The following is a 16,168-nucleotide window of genomic DNA, read 5'->3' on the forward strand; positions in this document are numbered from 1 at the left end:
ATCAGGCGTTCCTTTGTCCGCGGGCGAGCGCGCGGCTCATCTGTGCGGCGATCTGCGATTGCGATTGGCGGAAAGCCTGCACATCGGGTGTAGTAATGTTCACCGTCACATGGGTGCCGCCACCCGCCCCGCGCACGCCAAGCTTGCCATCGGGCCCGCGTGCCAGCGGCATGATCGCCTCCGGCCCCGCCTCGCCCATCAGCCCGGTGCCATTGCGCAACGGAAACAGCACAGGCGAATTGACGATCCCGCCATCGGCAAAGGGCATCACGCGCCCGCCCGCAATCACATTGCCGTCTGCGTTCTTCAACAAGCTGCCAAACAAAGATCCCAGCGGTCGCAGCGCCTGGCTCAGCGCCTGGTTGGCGAGCGAGAGTGCAAGGCCGCGCATCACATCCGAGAGGCTGCGCCTATGGGTCACCGCGGAGGCGAGCGAGGTCACGAGCCTGCTGCCGAAACTCTCGCCCAGCCGCGAGATCTCCTGCATCTCGCTCCGCAATTCGCTGAGCCGCGCCGACAGGCCGGGTGTGGTGTCAGGTGTCATGCATGGTCCTCGTCAGGCCAGCGGGCCATCAGGTCGGTCAGGCTCTGGCGCAGCCCCTGCGGGGAGGGAGAGCCCGCAACAGGCACGAGCTCACGCAAGGTACTGCGCCAGAATTCGGAAGGGGCGAGGCGCAAGTCATGCAGGCCCCGCATCATCACGCGCCGCCACGGGAACCGCGCCCGCACGGCGCTCACGGTTTTTTTGGTGGCGCGTCCTCCACCGCGAAGGTGGCCTTGAGGAGATCGGCAACGATGCCGATGAAGCCCGCCGCGCCACCATCGACACGGAACTGCGCCACCTCGTCATCGCTCACCGCATTGCCGCCGCCACGCAACCCCGCGCCGATCACGCGGATCGCATCACTCGCGCGGATGCGCCCCTGCTCGAAGCGTTCGGCAATGGCGAGCAGGTCCTCGCCGCCATAGGCATGTTCGATTTCCGCCAGCGCCCCCAGCGTCAGGCACAGCACATAATGCTTGCCATCGAGTTCGGCCTCGATCTCGCCCCGGTGACGGTTCGCCATCAGAGCACCGTAAAGGAGAGCGGACCCGCGGAGGCGAGCGCCAGTTCGAAGGTCACTTCCGCATCGTGCCGCGCGCCATAGTCGAGCGCCGTCACCTGGAACGGTCCCTCGATCACGCCGAAATCCGGCAGGATCACCCGCCACGGCACGATCGCGCCATCGAAGAAGAGTTGCCGCACGGTGGCGTCGCTCGCCGCGTCCTTGAAGATGCCCTGCCCGCGCAGGCTCGCGGACCGAAGTCCGGCACCCGCCAGCAGCTCGCGCCACGCGCCGCTCTCCTGCGAGGTCGCATCGACGCTCTCGGCATTGAAGGAAAGCGTGGTGGCGCGCAGCCCCGCCACGGTCTGGAAGTCTGCGCCGCTCTGCACCTTCAAGAGAAGGTCGCGGCCTTTCTGGGCTGACATGCTGAAATCCTCAGTTGGGTTCGGTGGCGGCGCGGAAGCGAAGCGTTGCGCCGAAGGTTGGATCGCTGCGGCTCCGCGCCACGCTCCAGAACACAAGCCGCAGGTTCACCAGCGTGTGGCCCGCAAGCGTGAGCGAGGCATTGTCCAGCACCCCGGCGATGCGGTCGCAGACCGCCTGCGCCTGTCCGCGCCCGCGCTCCGCCGTCGTCACCTGAAGCTGGATGAAATGTTCCTGGCCCGCTTCCGTTGCCGTGCTCCAGTCGCGGGTCTCGCATTGCTCGAAGGTCACATGGGGCGGCTTTGCACCACGCGGCATTTCATCGAAGACATGCGCGCCACCCAGAAGCCGCGTCAGCGTGCTGTCGGCCACAAGCGCCGCGCGCATCGCCGTCTGCAATGAAAGGGCAGCACTCATGAGAGCCGCACCAGGCGATGAGGCTGCAGCAGCTCCAGCGCTGCCAGCGGCAGGCCGCCTCCGCCGCCATCGCCACGATGATCGAACCAGTGCGCCACGGCGACGAGAATGGCCTGACGCAGGTCCTGCGGCAAGTCACCGGGTGTCGTCCCGAAGCCGGCCCGGAAGCGCACCTCGATCGCATTCGCCTTGCGCCCGCCCTGGGGCGGCATGCGCCCCTCGCGCAGCACCACGCGCGCGGGCCACGATGCGGCATCGAGATAATAATGTGCGGGGTCCACCGTGCCCGGCGTGTCGTCCGCGCCATAGGTGATGATGTCCGTCACGGCGCTCACCGGCGCCACCTGCAGGGAGAGTGCAGCGCTCTCCGGCCAGCGGTCCGCGAACAGCGACCAGCCCTGCGCCATCAGCTTCAGGCCGGTGGCCTGTTCCGCCGCGCGCCGCGCCGCAACGATCAGCGCAGAGATGAATGTATCTTCGTCGTCATGGCTCACGCGCAAGTGCGCCTTGGCCTCGGCCAGCGAAACGGGTTCCGCTGCCGGCGCTGCCGTCAGGATCAGGGGCATGAAAACTCTCGGGAGAAGAAAAGGAAGGGTAGCAGACGTTGCGCCTGCCCCCGGTTCAGCACGTGCCCTTACGACACGCCGAACTTCAGCGTCTTGATCGCCTCGAAGTTCTGGATGCCGCCGCCCACCCGCTTGGTGGTGTAGAACAGCACATAGGGCTTGGAGGAATAGGGATCGCGCAGCATGCGCACGCCCACCCGGTCCACGATCAGGTAGCCGCGCTTGAAGTCGCCGAAGGCCAGCGCGTGGGAGTCCGCCGCCACATCCGGCATGTGCTCGCTTTCCACGATGCGGAAGTTGAGCAGCGTGGCATTTCCATCCGCCGTCGCCGCCGGCTGCCAGAGATAGTTGCCGGCCGCATCCTTGAACTTGCGGATCAGGGATTGCGTCGCCCGGTTCATGATCCACGTGCCGTTCTGGCGATAGCCCGCCTTCACCGCGTAGATCATGTCGACAAGCTTGTCGCTCGGGTTGCTCGCCGGGAATGCGCCTGCCGTGCCGGTCGCCACATAGCCCATCGCGCCCCAGGCCCACGTGGCATTGGCCACCTTGGTATAGTCCATGAAGCCCTTGGGCTTGTTCACGCCGTTGCCGGTGACGAAGGCTTCCGATTCCTGCTCGGCGAACACCGTCTCCACTTCCTGCGCAATCCAGTGGTCGAGGTTGACGGCGCTGTCGTCCAGCAGCGTCTGCGTCGCCGCCGGCATGGCATAGAGTTCCATGGCCGGGAACTGCAGCTCGGCCAGCGTGGCGGAGGCCGTCTCGGGGCGCGCCGCCGTCTCGCCCACCCAGCCCGCGGCAGCACCCGCCGTGGCGAAGGGCTTCTTGTACACCGCGGCGGAGACCTGCCGCACATCGGCGATCTGGCGCATGGGCGATGTCTTGGCGAGGATGCGGGAGATTTCCGCTTCCGTTTCCACCGGCACGAGATAGCCGCCATCGGGGGCAGAGGCCACCGACATGGATTTCTGCTCGATCTCGAACAGGCCGTGGGTTTCGCCCTTCCGCACATAGCCGTCGAAGGCGCGGCGGTGTTCGGAGGGTTCGGCCTTCGTCTCGCCGGAGAGAGACGGGCGCTTCGCCTTCAGCGAGAGTTCGTCGATGGCGCGGCTGATGCGCTCCACCTTCTCGGCGGTCACCACGTCGGCGCTCATGCGCTTCTCGATCTGCGCCAGGCGCTCGTCGTTCGCCTCCTTGAAGGCCTCGAAGGCCACCAGCACATCATCGTGTGTCGCAGCCGCGGCCACCTTGGTTTCAAGCGGGGTCGGAAAATCCATTCAGGTCACTCCATCAGGGTTCGGATTCGGGCTCTTCACGAAAAGGGAGTCCGCAAGAGCCCTCGCGGCGGACTTCACATGGCTCACCCGCGCCCCCTCCAGCATGGGGAAGGTGACGAGCGAGATTTCCCAGAGATCGATGCTGAGCAAACGCCGGGCCTTGACGATGCGGTCGGTCTTGGCGGCGACGGTGCGGAAGCCGATCGACAGCCCGTCGATGCCCCCCGTGTTCAGAAGCGAGAGCAGCTCGCGGCCCCGCTGCACATTCGCGTCAAGACGGCCCAGCACGTAAAGACCCTTCGCCGTCTCGCGGATCTCGAGCCAGGTGCCGACCGGCTCCGCCGGGTTGTGCTGGAAGAGCATTCGCACGCCCGCAGCACCCCGCATCCGCAGGCTGTCGGTGAAGGCGCCGGGCATCACGATGTCGCCCTGCCCGTCCCGCTTGCCGAACAGGCTGGCATAACCCGAAAACACGCCCTGGCCGGGGATCGCATGCAACGGCTTCTCCAGCCCGCGCCTCGCCAAAGGCTGGGTCATTCAACTATCCTCTGTATACTGATCTTTTTCCGTCAGGCCGTGTAGCCGACAGCCGCGCGCTTCTCGTCGTTGCTCAGGAAGCCCGCCTCGTTCACCCGCTTCCACAGCGCGTCCCGGTCCGGCGCCAGCGCTTCCACCTGGTCAAGATCGGGCACGAGCGACAGCGCGCCACCCGCATGCGGCTCCAGCCACAGCGACAACGCATCCGCCAGCTTCAGCACGAGCGGCACCACCGTCTGCCGCCAGAACACGCGGTTCGCCTCGGCGAAATTTGCGTAGGTGTTGTCGCCCGGAATGCCGAGCAGCATGGGCGGCACGCCGAAGGCCAGCGCCACTTCCCGCGCCGCCATGTTCTTGGACTGGATGAAATCCATGTCCTTCGGGCTGAAGCCCATTTCCTTCCAGTCCAGCCCGCCTTCAAGCACCAGTGGCCGCCCGGCATTGGCCGCGCCCTGATAGGCCGTCTGCAATTCGCTCTTCAGGCGCTCGAATTGCTCCGTGGTCAGATGACCGTTCGCCGCTGCATAGACGAGCGCGCCCGATGGCCTCGCCGCATTGTCCAGCATCGCCTTGTTCCAGGCACTCGCGGCATTGTGTGTATCGATGGCGCGGGCCGCGGCCTCCAGCGGCGAAAGCCCGTAGTGGTCGTCGGTGGGGTGGAACAGCTTCAGGTGAAGCACCGCCTCGCGCGGCAGGCGCACCGTGGCACCATTGACGGAATAGTCATAGGCCTCGGGCCAGCCGGAGCGTGCCGGCACCACCGCCATGCGGTCGGGTCGCAAGGCAAAGAGTTCGCGTGGGCTCCCATCGAGTTGCACCATCTCCGCATAGGCATTCCCCGCAAGCATCAGATAGGCCACCAGCTGGCCCCGGAATTCGCGCCCGCTCTGCGCCCCGTTGGGCCGCGCCAGCAAGGCCTTGAGCGGATGCGTCTCCGCTTCCTTGCCGTCGATCAGCAGGGACAGCGGCACCGAACTCACGGCCTCCGCCAGCATGGCGATGCAGCGGTGGCCCACAACATTTCCGGCATAGCCTTCCCGCGCCAGCGCCCCATAGTTGCGCGGCGTCCACAGCGCACGCCCTGCCGAATGGAGCGCAATCAGCGGCCCCGTGGCGGAGGCTTTCCCTGCAAACATCGATCTGATCTTGTTCAGCATTCCTCGCCTCTCGTTCAGAGTGCCCGCACCCGCGGTCGCATCCGTTGGTTCAGCACCAGGTCGGTGAGCGCCCACACCAGTGCATCGAGCCGGTCCGGGCTTTCGCCGTCGCCGATCACCGAGCACATTTCGTCTTCAAGTTCGGGGAACACGCCCACGTGGGAGACGCGGCCCTGTTCGTAGAGAGCGGCCACCGGCTCGGCCCGCGCCTTCTTTCCGCGCGAGGCGTGCACCGCCCTGACAGGCAATGTCGGTTCTGCTTCGGCCAGCACGGTCCGCACCATGTCGCCGCCCTGGTTCACCTCGGCCACCACGCGGTCTGCGCCGCGCTGCTTTGCCAGCGCCGCCACCCGCGCCGCCCATTGCAGCGGACGCAGCCGCTTGCAGCTCGCATCATCCAGCACATAGGCGCGGCCATCCTCCCCAAGCCCTGCACAGACGATGCCGCAGGCATTGGCCTTGCTGCCCGCCGTCGCCGGCGGGTCGACCGCAACGACAATCCGGGTGAGCGCCGGCAATGTGCGCACCCGGGCGCGCTCGATCAGGTCGCGCGTCCACAACGCGTCCGGATCATCGGCAATGAGTTCGCCATCGAGTTCCTGCCGCCCCAGGTTGGTGCCGCCGTATTTCGCCAGCACCTCCGCCAGGAACTGCGGCGCAAGGTTGCCGCGGTTGTCGAGGGTGCGCGAGCGCGTCACCACGGTCGCGGCGTCATTCATCAGTTCACGGATCAGTCTGGTGGGCCGCGGCGTGGTGGTGATCACCGCCTGCGGGCATTCGCCGAGGCGCAGCGCCATCTGCAAATTCATCCAGGCCTCACTGCCCCGCCGCCATTTCGCCAGTTCATCGCACCACGCCGCATCGAACTGCGGCCCGCGCAAGCCGTCCGGCTCGTCGGCCGAGAACACCTGCGCCACCGATCCGTTGGGCCAGGTCAGTGTCCGCTTCGAGGGCTCGTAGGTCGGCCGGTCGCGGTCATTGTGAACGGCGAGGAGCCCGCTCTCGCCCTCGATCATGACGAGCCGCGCCTCGGCGAAGGTGGGCGCCACGATGGCGATACGCGAACAGCGGCGGATCACGGGATCGAGGCTGCCGAGGGCGAGGATCTTCACCCATTCGGCCCCGGTGCGGGTCTTGCCTGCGCCGCGCCCGCCCATCACCAGCCAGTTGCGGTAGTCACGTCCCTCCGGCGGAAGCTGCTGGTCCGGCCTCGCCCAGTAGAGCCACTGGCTGTTCAGTTCCAGGACCTCCTCTGGGCTCAGCGCCTGCGCCAGCCACGCCGCCGTCCCGCTCCGCTTCGAGGCGGTCAATCTTTGCCGCAAGCTGACGACGCTGCTCGTCATCAAAAGACTTGTGCTGTTCTCGGATCTGCCTGCGCTTGAGCTTGTCTTTGCGTTCAAGGTCGATCACCTTCTCCAGCGTCCGCACCAGCGTGTTGACGGACTTGATGCCCCGTTCGGCCTCGATGCCGCTCACCTCCTTGCCGAGGTTGCGCACCTCCTCCTCGAGATGCGCCAGGCGCTTCTGCAGCATCTCCTTCAGGCGGTGGATGGTCTCGCGCGTGGTGGCAGGCTTCGCCTTGCTCCTGCCCTTGCCGCGCATGGTCCAGCCCTCCTTCATCGCCCGCATGGAGAGCGCGATGCGGGTAAGGCCGATGCCGGCGGCAATCGCCTCCACTTTCTCTGCGCCGGCTTCATAGCGCGCGCGGATCTCCGCCCACGCCGGATCACCCGGCGGCGGTGGTGTATTGGTCATGATGTGCTCCGGTTGTATGTGTGGGGTGCGCGCCCTCGCCGTCATGCCCGCGAAGGCGGGCACCCAGCTTTGGTTGTCACGATCTCGAAAGTGGAAGCTGGGCCCCCGCCTTCGCGAGGGTGACGTTGGAGGAAGGAGAGCCTTCCCTCTCGCCCATTTCGGGGATGTAGCGGTTTCTATGGGAAGGCCTGCGCAGTGTCAAGCACTTTTTTCCTATTCTAGGTATTTTCTTTTTGCCCGTGCCATCGGCCCCTGCCCAAATTATTGTCAGTTCATGGATATCCGGCAGCTGCAATATTTCGCCGCCCTCGCCCGCGAGAAACACTTCACCCGTGCGGCCCAGGCCTGCAACATCACCCAACCCACGCTCTCCGGCCGGATTCGCCAACTGGAACAGGAGCTCGGCGTGCCCCTGCTCGCCCGCGGCCAGCGCTATATCGGCCTCACCCACGAGGGCGAGCGGGTGCTGAAATGGGCCCACACCATCCTCGACAACTGGAACGCGCTGCAGGCCGAACTCGCCCAGATGAAGGACAAGCGCGGCTCCCTCGTCGGCCGCCTCGTCCTCGGCGTCATTCCCTCTGCCTTGCCCAAGGCCTCGCTTCTCACGCGAGCCCTCAACGCCGCGCATCCTGCGGTTGATTTCACCATCCTCTCGCATTCGTCCGAGGATATCATCCGTGCACTGAATGATTACGCGATCGATGCCGGCGTCACCTATCTCGACAACGAGCCGGTGGAAGGCCTCATGCAGGCCGAACTCTACCGCGAGAACTATTGCCTCTTTGTCGCCAGCGAGAACCCCATTGCCAAGCGCGAGCAGGTGACGTGGTTCGAGGCCGCCCAGCAGCCGCTTTGCCTGCTAACCCCGAACATGCAGAACCGCAGGATCATTGACCGCGCTTTCGCCGCCGCCAAAGTGCAGCCCACTGCGCGGCTCGAAACCAACTCGATCATGAACCTCATCTCCTCGGTCCGCAGCATGGACTTGTGCTCGATCATGCCGGACTATTTCCGCAATGCCCTGGGCTCGCTTGATGGCGTGGTGGCGATCCCGCTGGTGGAGCCGGTCGTGTCCCATAAGGTGGGCCTTGTGGCGGTTGACCGGGACCCGCTCTCGCCCCTGATCGCCGCGCTTTTCGCAAGTGCGAAGAGCATGATCATTCCCGACTAACCCGCTCAATCATCCGGCCCGTCTATGGGGTGATTGCCCAAGTCGATTGGCCTTCAACAGGGGTTTGCGTCAAAATACGACGCATGACCGCAAAAACGACATTGCTCGACATGACGAGCCCGGCCGCCTCGCCGGCCCTCGACATCTGCGCCCGCCACGGCAACAAGCCCGATGCGCTCCTGGAAATCCTGCATGATCTGCAGGAAGCCGTGGGCCACGTGCCGGAAGCGGCCCTGCCCGTCATCGCCCGGGCGCTGAACCTCTCGCGCGCGGAGGTTTATGGCGTTGCCACCTTCTACCACGACTATCACCTGAAGCCGCAGGGCCAGCACGTCATCCGCATCTGCCGCGCCGAGGCCTGCCAGTCCATGGGCGGCCGAGAATTGCAGGCCATGGTCGAGAAGTTCTTGAACATCCGGGTGGGCGGCACCACTTCCGACAGGAAGGTGACGCTGGAAGCCACCTACTGCCTCGGCCTCTGCGCCACTGCCCCCGCCATCATGGTGGACGGAAAGCTGGTGGGCCGCGTCGATGCCGCAAAGCTCAAGCCCATTCTTGCCGAGGTGACGAAATGATCCGCCTCTTCCTCACCCGCGATTCCGCAGCCCTGGCCGTCGGTGCCGACGAGGTGGCCGAGGCCATTTCTGCCGAAGCGAAGTCGCGCAATATCGAACTCTCGATCGCCCGCACCTCGTCGCGCGGAATGTTCTGGCTGGAACCCTTCGTGGAAGTGGAAACCCCGGCGGGCCGCGTCGGCTACGGCCCCGTATCGGTCGAGGATGTGAAGGCGCTCTTCGATGCCGGTTTCCACATGGGCGGCGCCCATGCCCTCTCGCAGGGCAAGACCGACGACATCCCCTATCTCAAGAATCAGGAGCGCCTCACCTTCGCCCGTGCCGGACTCACCGAGCCCGTGTCGGTGGAGCAGTATGTGGCGCACGGCGGTTTTGCGGGCCTGAAGAAGGCGCTCGCACTGGCGGGCGCCGAGATCGTCAAGGAGGTCACCGACTCCGGCCTCCGTGGCCGTGGCGGTGCAGGCTTCCCCGCCGGCATCAAGTGGAAGACGGTGCATGATGCCGTGGCCGACCAGAAGTACGTCTGCTGCAACGCCGACGAGGGCGACAGTGGCACCTTCGCCGACCGCATGGTGATGGAGGGTGACCCCCTCATGCTGATCGAAGGCATGACCATCGCGGGAGTTGCCGCCGGAGCGACGAAGGGTTTCGTCTACATCCGCTCGGAATATCCCCACGCCATCGCCACGATGAAGGCGGCGATTGCCGCAGCGGAAGCGGCCAACTTCCTTGGTGCAAATATTCAGGGTACGGACAAATCCTTCGGCCTCGAGGTCCGCCGCGGTGCGGGCGCCTACATCTGCGGCGAAGAGACCGCGATGCTCGAAAGCCTTGAAGGCAAGCGCGGCATGGTGCGGGCAAAGCCGCCCATCCCGGCGCTCGAAGGCCTGTTCGGCAAGCCCACCATCATCAACAACGTGCTCACCTTCTCCGCCGTGCCCTATATCTTGGCGAACGGCGGCAAGGCCTACGCGGACTATGGCATGGGCCGGTCGCGCGGCACACTGCCCTTCCAGCTCGCCGGAAACATCATGCGCGGCGGCCTTGTCGAAAAGGCCTTCGGCGTCACCCTTGGGCAACTTGTCAACGATTTCGGCGGCGGCACGCACTCCGGCCTCCCCGTCCGTGCCATCCAGGTGGGTGGTCCGCTCGGCGCCTATGTACCGGCCTTCCAGCTCAACCTCGCCATGGACTACGAAACCTTCGCTGCGGCGGGCGCGATGGTGGGTCACGGGGGCATCGTGGTCTTCGACGACAGTGTCGACATGGCCGCCCAGGCCCGCTTCGCCATGGAATTCTGCGCGGTCGAATCCTGCGGCAAGTGCACGCCCTGCCGCATCGGTTCCACCCGCGGCATGGAAGTGATCGACAGGATCGTCGCCGGCCAGAACCGCGACCAGAACATGGCGCTGCTGGAAGACCTCTGCCAGACCATGACCGATGGTTCGCTCTGCGCGATGGGCGGCCTCACGCCCATGCCTGTCATGAGCGCACTCAAGCATTTCCCTCAAGACTTCTCGCGCACCAAGCGCCTCGCTGCGGAGTAATCCCGATGCTGATCAAGGAAACCGATTACGGAACGCCCGCCGCCACCGGCAAGATGGTGACGCTGGAAATCGACGGCCACGAGATCTCCGTGCCGGAAGGCACCTCGATCATGCGCGCCGCGATGGAACTGGGCACCAAGATCCCCAAGCTCTGCGCCACGGACTCGCTCAAGAGCTTCGGCTCCTGCCGCCTCTGCCTCGTGGAGATCGAAGGCCGCAAGGGCACGCCCGCCTCCTGCACCACGCCGGTTGCCCCCGGCATCAAGGTCCGCACCCAGACGGAACGCCTCGCCAACCTGCGCAAGGGCGTGATGGAGCTCTATATCTCCGACCATCCGCTCGACTGCCTCACCTGCGCGGCGAACGGCGATTGCGAACTGCAGGACATGGCGGGTGCCGTGGGCCTCCGCGACGTGCGCTACGGTTACGCTGGCGACAACCACATCGCCCCCTGCAAGGCCAATGGCGAAGAGAACTTCCGCTACAAGCCGAAGGACGAGAGCAATCCCTATTTCACCTTCGATCCGGCGAAGTGCATCGTCTGCATGCGCTGCGTGCGCGCCTGCGAGGAAGTGCAAGGCACCTTTGCGCTGACCATTGACGGCCGCGGCTTTGACTCGACCATCTCCGCCGGCATGGACGAAGGCTTCCTCGGTTCGGAATGCGTGAGCTGCGGCGCCTGCGTGCAGGCCTGCCCCACCGCCACCCTCACCGAGAAGTCGGTGATCGCCATGGGCCAGCCCGAACATTCGGTCGTGACAACTTGCGCCTATTGCGGCGTCGGCTGCTCCTTCAAGGCGGAAATGAAGGGCGACGAAGTCGTCCGCATGGTGCCCTACAAGGATGGCGGCGCCAACGAGGGCCACTCCTGCGTCAAGGGCCGCTTCGCCTGGGGCTATGCCACCCACAAGGACCGCATGACCAAGCCGATGGTGCGCGAGCGCATCACCGATCCGTGGAAGGAAGTGAGCTGGGAGGAAGCGATCCAGTACACCGCCCGCCGCTTCAAGGAGATTCAGGGAAAGTACGGCACGGGCTCGATCGGCGGCATCACCTCGTCGCGCTGCACCAACGAGGAAGTCTACGTGGTGCAGAAGATGATCCGCGCCGCCTTCCACAACAACAACGTGGATACCTGCGCCCGCGTCTGCCACTCGCCCACGGGCTACGGCCTCTCCAAGACCTTCGGCACCTCTGCCGGCACGCAGGATTTCCGCAGCGTCGATGAAGCCGACGTGATCATGGTGATCGGCGCCAACCCGACCGACGGTCATCCGGTGTTCGCGAGCCGCATGAAGAAGCGCATCCGCAAGGGCGCCAAGCTGATCGTGGTCGATCCGCGCCGCACCGACTCGGCCAAGAGCCCGCATGTGCTCGCGGCCTTCCACCTGCCGCTTCTCCCCGGCACCAATGTCGCCATCGTCAACGCCATGGCGCACACCATCCTGACCGAGGGCCTTGAGAACAAGGCCTTCATCGCCGAGCGCTGCGACAGCGAGGAGTTCAAGCGCTGGGCCGACTTCATCCGCGAACCGCGGAACGCGCCCGAGGTGCTGGGCCCCATCGCCAACGTCGATCCGGAAGCGATCCGCGGCGCGGCCCGCCTTTATGCCACCGGCGGCAATGCCGCGATCTACTACGGCCTCGGCGTCACCGAACATTCGCAAGGGTCGACCATGGTCATGGGCATGGCCAACCTCGCCATGCTCACCGGCAACATCGGCCGCCGCGGCGTCGGCGTGAACCCGCTCCGCGGCCAGAACAACGTGCAGGGTTCCTGTGACATGGGCTCCTTCCCGCACGAGTTCCCGGGCTACCGCCACGTGGGCGACGATTCCGTGCGCCAGATGTTCGAAACAGTCTGGCGGGCGTCGCTTGATCCGGAACCGGGTCTCCGCATTCCCAACATGCTGGATGCCGCGGTCGAAGGCACCTTCAAGGGCATCTTCATCCAGGGCGAGGACATCGCCCAGTCCGACCCGAACACCGTGCACGTCACCTCGGCGCTTGCCGCCATGGAATGCGTTGTGGTGCAGGACCTCTTCCTCAACGAGACGGCGGCCTATGCCCACGTCTTCCTGCCCGGCACCTCCTTCCTCGAGAAGGATGGCACTTTCACCAACGCCGAACGCCGCATCAACCGCGTCCGCCAGGTGAAGAAGCCGATGCAGGGCAAGCACGAGTGGCAGGTGGTGTGCGAACTGGCCCAAGCCATGGGCTACGACATGCACTACAACAATGCCTCCGAAATCATGGACGAGATCGCCCGCGTCACGCCCACCTTCAAGGGTGTCTCCTTCGCCAAGATCGAGGAGATGGGTTCGGTGCAGTGGCCCTGCAACGATGCCGCTCCGGACGGCACGCCGATCATGCACATCGGCAAGTTCGTGCGCGGCCAGGGCCGCTTCATGATCACCGAGTATGTGCCGACCGACGAGCGCACCAACCGCGAGTTCCCGCTCATCCTCACCACCGGCCGCATCCTCTCGCAGTACAATGTGGGCGCCCAGACGCGGCGCACCGCGAACGTCACGTGGCACAAGGAAGACGTGCTGGAAATCCACCCGCACGATGCGGAAGTGCGCGGCATCCGCGACGGCCAGCTCGTTTCCATCAGCTCGCGCATGGGCGCCACCTCGCTCCGCGCCGAGATCTCGGACCGCATGCCGCAGGGCGTCGTCTACACCACCTTCCATCACCCGGTGTCGGGCGCCAACGTGATCACCACGGAGTTCTCCGATTGGGCCACGAACTGCCCGGAATACAAGGTGACTGCGGTTCAGGTCACCCTCTCCAACCGCCAGTCCGACTGGCAGGATGAATGGGAAGTGCGCGAACGCCAGAACAAGCAGGTGGCGGCGGAGTGACCATCCTTCCGCCCTCCTCCCGCGATCCCGCGCCCGCCGGCGAGGCCCGCGAGGCCGATTGCAGCGTGACCGTCACCGGCACGCTCGATGGAGCAGCCGTGGAGTGGAAGCTGCCGGAAGAGGTTCCGGTGGCGATCCATTTCAACAGCGTGCCCTATGCCGTGATGATGGCGACCCCTGCCGACCTCGAGGATTTCGCCATCGGTTTTGCCCTCTCGGAAGGACTGATCGCCCACGCCTCGCATGTGGCGAATGTACTCGCCTTCCCTTCGGGCGACGGTTTCACCGCTGACGTCGCCATCCCCGAGGACAACTTCATCCGTGAACGGATGGTTTCGCGTTCGCTCGAGGGCCGTGTCGGCTGCGGTCTCTGCGGCATTGCCGAGATGGCGGATGCCATCCGCATGCCGGGCGGAAAGCTGCCCCACCGGCCACTTGATCCTGCCGCCGTGGCGCGCGCCTTCGAGGCCCTGCCCCGCTTCCAGCCGATGAATGCGGTGAACCGCACCGTCCACGCCGCTGCCTGGTGCGCGAGCGATGGCCGCATCCTGTTGGCGCGCGAGGACGTGGGCCGCCATAATGCGCTCGACAAGCTGATCGGCGCCATGGCCCGCGCCGGACAATCGCCCGATGGCGGTTTCGTTCTCATGTCGTCGCGCTGCTCCTTCGAACTGGTGCAGAAATGCGCCCTCGCCGGGATCAGCGCCCTTGCCACTGTTTCCGCCCCCACCGCACTGGCCCACCGGCTGGCGCGCGAAGCCGGGCTTTCCCTTGCCGCCCTCTCGAAGCAGGGCGTGATGATCTTCGATGGAGAGATGAATGGACATCCGTGACACGGTCCGCATGGCGAACCAGATCGGTGACTTTTTCAAGAGCTACCCCGAACAGGAAGCGCTCGACGGCATCGCCGAGCACATCAACAAGTTCTGGGAGCCGCGCATGCGCCGCATCTTCTTCGCCCACATGGATGCAGGCGGCGAAGGCATTCAGCCCATCGTCAAGAAGGCCCTGCCCCTGATCAAGCGCCCGCAGGCGGCCTGACCTTCCTCCTCAGAACTTCACTTTCGCGTAGGTCGCCCGGTGGTCGCTTGGCCACGGCGTGACAACGAGATCGGCCTCGGGTGATTTCTCGCCCACGATTCCTGCCGCCAGAACCTCGAGCTTGGCCCCCTTGGCGAGCGCGAAGTCGATGCGGTCGTGATGGTCATCCTTCGCCGTGGGTTCAGTGGTTGGCGTCCAGGTGAAGGCGGGCTTTGCCGCCGGATCAGGGAAAATCCTGCGGTAGGTATCGACATAACCCCGCGCCTCCATCGCCTTCACGGTCGGCCATTCCACCACCAGCGGCTGGTTCCCGGCCTTCACGGCAGCCTCGGTCCAGTCGCTGTGGGAGGGTTCGTTGAAATCACCGAAGACGAAGGAGGCATCGGCGTCGCCGGCCTCATCCATGTCGGCGAAGAGCAGCCTCAATCCCGCTTCCCGGGTTTTCTGCGCGGCGGCCACCGCCTCCTCGGCGGTCTTGAGGAAAGGCGCATCGCCATAGGGGATACCCAGAAGCTGGTATGGCTGATAGGGCGAGTCATCGAGGTGGATGTTGAAGACGTGCACCTTGCGGCCGTCGACATCGAGGGTGACACCGGTGTCGTTCTTCGTCGCCTTGCCCGTGATCGGATAGCGGCTGAGAATGGCGTTGGACCAGAGCACGTCGGTGTCGGTAGCCTGATCGTAGTAGTGATATCCCAGAGCCGCCGCAATCTTTCCGGCAGCGCTCTCGCCCACCGGCGGACAGACATCCGCCGTACACGGATCACTTTCGAGGCGCGTTTCCTGGATGCCGATCACGTCGGCATTCACAGCCTTGATGACAGCGACGGTTTCATCCACCGGTTTCTTCTCGTTGCCGCCCCCGCCCCAGATGTTGAAGCTCATGATGGTGAGGTCCGTGGCGAAGGCCTGCGGCACAAGGGCCGAAGCGAACAGAAGGGCAAGGGCAAGTTTCTTCATGACGGCAAGACTCCATGGCGTCCCGTTCTTCCCGCCACACTGCAACACGTCCGTGACGGCGCTTCACTCCGGCTGGAGGATGATGAAAGGCTCGTTGATGCAGCGCCGCAAGAGCTTTTCATAGGCGGGATATTCTCCCTCGTCCGGCTTGATCAGGCCGAAGCGCGGATTGGCCCCGAAGGCGCGGAAGGGTGCAAGCACGATCGGCACCGCAATCGGCATCAGCGTGGCGCCCTTACCCGATTGCAGGGTTGCAAGAAGGCCGAACATCTCGCCGCCGATCATGGGACGCGACAGCGTGGCCATGCGGTGCTGGCCGTGCTTGTTGGTGACGAGGTAGATGTAGCCTGACTGGTGCGGCACGGCGATCACGCCATCCTGCTTGTAGGCTGTGTCCAGCCGCTCGCTTTCCTGGAACACGAGGTGGGAGAGTTCCACGTCCCAGCGGATTTCGGTGCGGTAGGCATAAATGCCCTTGGACACACTGAAGGAGGGCCGGAGCGTCAGGTAGCTGCCTTCCAGCCATTTGACGGCGGGGCGGGAATAGGACCCCAGCGTATCGGGGGCGAGCGCCGCCTCGGCTGCGGCGTGGCCGTTCCCGGCGCGGCGAAGCTTCAGCCCGAGGGCCGTTTCCAGCCTCACAACCGTGGCCAGGGTGAAGGGCCGCTGCCCCGACATGGCCTTTTCCAGGGTGGAGAGCGACAGGCGCGCGTCCTCCGCCAGGGCGGCGCGGGTCATCCGGCGCTTGGCCAATTCCTCGCGGATCAGGCCGCTGATGGCCCGGTTCTCCTCCGCAGAGAGATCTTCGTCCGACATGTCCGTTCCC

Annotated in this window: 19 protein-coding genes; 6 read left to right on the forward strand and 13 right to left on the reverse strand. The window is 65.4% G+C overall.

Annotated elements, in window-relative coordinates; translation table 11 throughout:
• Window position 1: 1 nt before the first annotated feature.
• The 11 genes from QM801_RS11405 to QM801_RS11455 all read right to left on the reverse strand — a co-directional run bounded on the left by QM801_RS11405 (window position 2) and on the right by QM801_RS11455 (window position 7,178).
• Complete coding sequence (locus QM801_RS11405) at window positions 2–544, reverse strand: phage tail tape measure protein (RefSeq protein WP_415019328.1); 543 nt, start codon at window positions 542–544, stop codon at window positions 2–4.
• Window positions 541–738 carry a phage tail assembly chaperone gene (locus tag QM801_RS11410; RefSeq protein ID WP_415019329.1) on the reverse strand — a complete coding sequence of 66 codons (198 nt, stop codon included), beginning with the start codon at window positions 736–738 and terminating at the stop codon, window positions 541–543. The genes QM801_RS11405 and QM801_RS11410 overlap by 4 nt, the downstream gene beginning before the upstream one ends.
• Window positions 735–1,067 carry a gene transfer agent family protein gene (locus QM801_RS11415; RefSeq protein WP_415019330.1) on the reverse strand — a complete coding sequence of 111 codons (333 nt, stop codon included), beginning with the start codon at window positions 1,065–1,067 and terminating at the stop codon, window positions 735–737. Before QM801_RS11415 ends, QM801_RS11410 begins: the two co-directional genes overlap by 4 nt.
• Window positions 1,067–1,471 (reverse strand): phage major tail protein, TP901-1 family, encoded by a 405-nt coding sequence (locus tag QM801_RS11420; protein ID WP_415019331.1) that lies wholly within the window; start codon window positions 1,469–1,471, stop codon window positions 1,067–1,069. Before QM801_RS11420 ends, QM801_RS11415 begins: the two co-directional genes overlap by 1 nt.
• Before the next feature lie 10 nt (window positions 1,472–1,481).
• Window positions 1,482–1,886: a DUF3168 domain-containing protein gene (locus QM801_RS11425; protein WP_415019332.1), complete on the reverse strand. Its 405-nt coding sequence runs from the start codon at window positions 1,884–1,886 to the stop codon at window positions 1,482–1,484.
• Window positions 1,883–2,452, reverse strand: a complete 570-nt coding sequence (locus QM801_RS11430; protein ID WP_415019333.1) for a head-tail connector protein — start codon at window positions 2,450–2,452, stop codon at window positions 1,883–1,885. The genes QM801_RS11425 and QM801_RS11430 overlap by 4 nt, the downstream gene beginning before the upstream one ends.
• A gap of 68 nt (window positions 2,453–2,520) precedes the next feature.
• The gene (locus QM801_RS11435) at window positions 2,521–3,729 is read right to left on the reverse strand and encodes a phage major capsid protein (protein WP_415019334.1); all 1,209 of its coding nucleotides are present in this window, start codon (window positions 3,727–3,729) and stop codon (window positions 2,521–2,523) included.
• Complete coding sequence (locus QM801_RS11440; RefSeq protein WP_415019335.1) at window positions 3,730–4,266, reverse strand: HK97 family phage prohead protease; 537 nt, start codon at window positions 4,264–4,266, stop codon at window positions 3,730–3,732.
• 32 nt (window positions 4,267–4,298) lie between these two features.
• The gene (locus QM801_RS11445; RefSeq protein ID WP_415019336.1) at window positions 4,299–5,423 is read right to left on the reverse strand and encodes a phage portal protein; all 1,125 of its coding nucleotides are present in this window, start codon (window positions 5,421–5,423) and stop codon (window positions 4,299–4,301) included.
• Window positions 5,424–5,437: 14 nt separating this feature from the next.
• Window positions 5,438–6,697, reverse strand: a complete 1,260-nt coding sequence (locus QM801_RS11450; protein WP_415020918.1) for a DNA-packaging protein — start codon at window positions 6,695–6,697, stop codon at window positions 5,438–5,440.
• Window positions 6,600–7,178 carry a hypothetical protein gene (locus QM801_RS11455; RefSeq protein ID WP_415019337.1) on the reverse strand — a complete coding sequence of 193 codons (579 nt, stop codon included), beginning with the start codon at window positions 7,176–7,178 and terminating at the stop codon, window positions 6,600–6,602. The genes QM801_RS11450 and QM801_RS11455 overlap by 98 nt, the downstream gene beginning before the upstream one ends.
• Window positions 7,179–7,452: 274 nt before the next feature.
• Here QM801_RS11455 and QM801_RS11460 point away from each other — a divergent pair, with 274 nt between their 5' ends.
• The 6 genes from QM801_RS11460 to QM801_RS11485 all read left to right on the forward strand — a co-directional run bounded on the left by QM801_RS11460 (window position 7,453) and on the right by QM801_RS11485 (window position 14,382).
• Window positions 7,453–8,352: a LysR family transcriptional regulator gene (locus QM801_RS11460; protein WP_415019338.1), complete on the forward strand. Its 900-nt coding sequence runs from the start codon at window positions 7,453–7,455 to the stop codon at window positions 8,350–8,352.
• Between the two features lie 83 nt (window positions 8,353–8,435).
• Window positions 8,436–8,927, forward strand: a complete 492-nt coding sequence (locus QM801_RS11465) for a formate dehydrogenase subunit gamma (RefSeq protein ID WP_415019339.1) — start codon at window positions 8,436–8,438, stop codon at window positions 8,925–8,927.
• Window positions 8,924–10,474, forward strand: coding sequence for a formate dehydrogenase beta subunit (locus tag QM801_RS11470; RefSeq protein ID WP_415019340.1), 1,551 nt, complete (start codon window positions 8,924–8,926; stop codon window positions 10,472–10,474). Before QM801_RS11465 ends, QM801_RS11470 begins: the two co-directional genes overlap by 4 nt.
• A 5-nt stretch (window positions 10,475–10,479) precedes the next feature.
• Window positions 10,480–13,341 carry a formate dehydrogenase subunit alpha gene (gene fdhF, locus QM801_RS11475; protein ID WP_415019341.1) on the forward strand — a complete coding sequence of 954 codons (2,862 nt, stop codon included), beginning with the start codon at window positions 10,480–10,482 and terminating at the stop codon, window positions 13,339–13,341.
• Complete coding sequence (gene fdhD, locus QM801_RS11480) at window positions 13,338–14,174, forward strand: formate dehydrogenase accessory sulfurtransferase FdhD (RefSeq protein ID WP_415019342.1); 837 nt, start codon at window positions 13,338–13,340, stop codon at window positions 14,172–14,174. The genes fdhF and fdhD overlap by 4 nt, the downstream gene beginning before the upstream one ends.
• Window positions 14,161–14,382: a formate dehydrogenase subunit delta gene (locus tag QM801_RS11485; RefSeq protein WP_415019343.1), complete on the forward strand. Its 222-nt coding sequence runs from the start codon at window positions 14,161–14,163 to the stop codon at window positions 14,380–14,382. Before fdhD ends, QM801_RS11485 begins: the two co-directional genes overlap by 14 nt.
• A 9-nt stretch (window positions 14,383–14,391) precedes the next feature.
• On the opposite strand, the gene QM801_RS11490 is transcribed toward QM801_RS11485, so the two are convergent.
• Together QM801_RS11490 and QM801_RS11495 are read right to left on the reverse strand one after the other, a co-directional pair.
• Window positions 14,392–15,342, reverse strand: coding sequence for an endonuclease/exonuclease/phosphatase family protein (locus QM801_RS11490; RefSeq protein ID WP_415019344.1), 951 nt, complete (start codon window positions 15,340–15,342; stop codon window positions 14,392–14,394).
• Window positions 15,343–15,405: 63 nt separating this feature from the next.
• A complete protein-coding gene (locus QM801_RS11495) occupies window positions 15,406–16,158 on the reverse strand; it encodes a helix-turn-helix domain-containing protein (protein WP_415019345.1) in 753 nt (250 codons plus the stop codon).
• Window positions 16,159–16,168 lie beyond the last annotated feature (10 nt).

It is taken from the genome of Aestuariivirga sp. (genome assembly GCF_047600585.1).
GTDB lineage: Bacteria > Pseudomonadota > Alphaproteobacteria > Rhizobiales > Aestuariivirgaceae > Aestuariivirga.

Excerpts from the sequence above, each read along its gene's own strand:
- QM801_RS11405 (WP_415019328.1), bottom strand. The coding sequence starts at position 544 with ATGACACCTGACACCACACCCGGCCTGTCGGCGCGGCTCAGCGAATTG.
- QM801_RS11415 (WP_415019330.1), bottom strand. The coding sequence starts at position 1,067 with ATGGCGAACCGTCACCGGGGCGAGATCGAGGCCGAACTCGATGGCAAG.
- QM801_RS11420 (WP_415019331.1), bottom strand. The coding sequence starts at position 1,471 with ATGTCAGCCCAGAAAGGCCGCGACCTTCTCTTGAAGGTGCAGAGCGGC.
- QM801_RS11425 (WP_415019332.1), bottom strand. The coding sequence starts at position 1,886 with ATGAGTGCTGCCCTTTCATTGCAGACGGCGATGCGCGCGGCGCTTGTG.
- QM801_RS11430 (WP_415019333.1), bottom strand. The coding sequence starts at position 2,452 with ATGCCCCTGATCCTGACGGCAGCGCCGGCAGCGGAACCCGTTTCGCTG.
- QM801_RS11435 (WP_415019334.1), bottom strand. The coding sequence starts at position 3,729 with ATGGATTTTCCGACCCCGCTTGAAACCAAGGTGGCCGCGGCTGCGACA.
- QM801_RS11440 (WP_415019335.1), bottom strand. The coding sequence starts at position 4,266 with ATGACCCAGCCTTTGGCGAGGCGCGGGCTGGAGAAGCCGTTGCATGCG.
- QM801_RS11445 (WP_415019336.1), bottom strand. The coding sequence starts at position 5,423 with ATGCTGAACAAGATCAGATCGATGTTTGCAGGGAAAGCCTCCGCCACG.
- QM801_RS11455 (WP_415019337.1), bottom strand. The coding sequence starts at position 7,178 with ATGACCAATACACCACCGCCGCCGGGTGATCCGGCGTGGGCGGAGATC.
- QM801_RS11460 (WP_415019338.1), top strand. The coding sequence starts at position 7,453 with ATGGATATCCGGCAGCTGCAATATTTCGCCGCCCTCGCCCGCGAGAAA.
- QM801_RS11465 (WP_415019339.1), top strand. The coding sequence starts at position 8,436 with ATGACCGCAAAAACGACATTGCTCGACATGACGAGCCCGGCCGCCTCG.
- QM801_RS11470 (WP_415019340.1), top strand. The coding sequence starts at position 8,924 with ATGATCCGCCTCTTCCTCACCCGCGATTCCGCAGCCCTGGCCGTCGGT.
- fdhF (WP_415019341.1), top strand. The coding sequence starts at position 10,480 with ATGCTGATCAAGGAAACCGATTACGGAACGCCCGCCGCCACCGGCAAG.
- QM801_RS11485 (WP_415019343.1), top strand. The coding sequence starts at position 14,161 with ATGGACATCCGTGACACGGTCCGCATGGCGAACCAGATCGGTGACTTT.
- QM801_RS11490 (WP_415019344.1), bottom strand. The coding sequence starts at position 15,342 with ATGAAGAAACTTGCCCTTGCCCTTCTGTTCGCTTCGGCCCTTGTGCCG.
- QM801_RS11495 (WP_415019345.1), bottom strand. The coding sequence starts at position 16,158 with ATGTCGGACGAAGATCTCTCTGCGGAGGAGAACCGGGCCATCAGCGGC.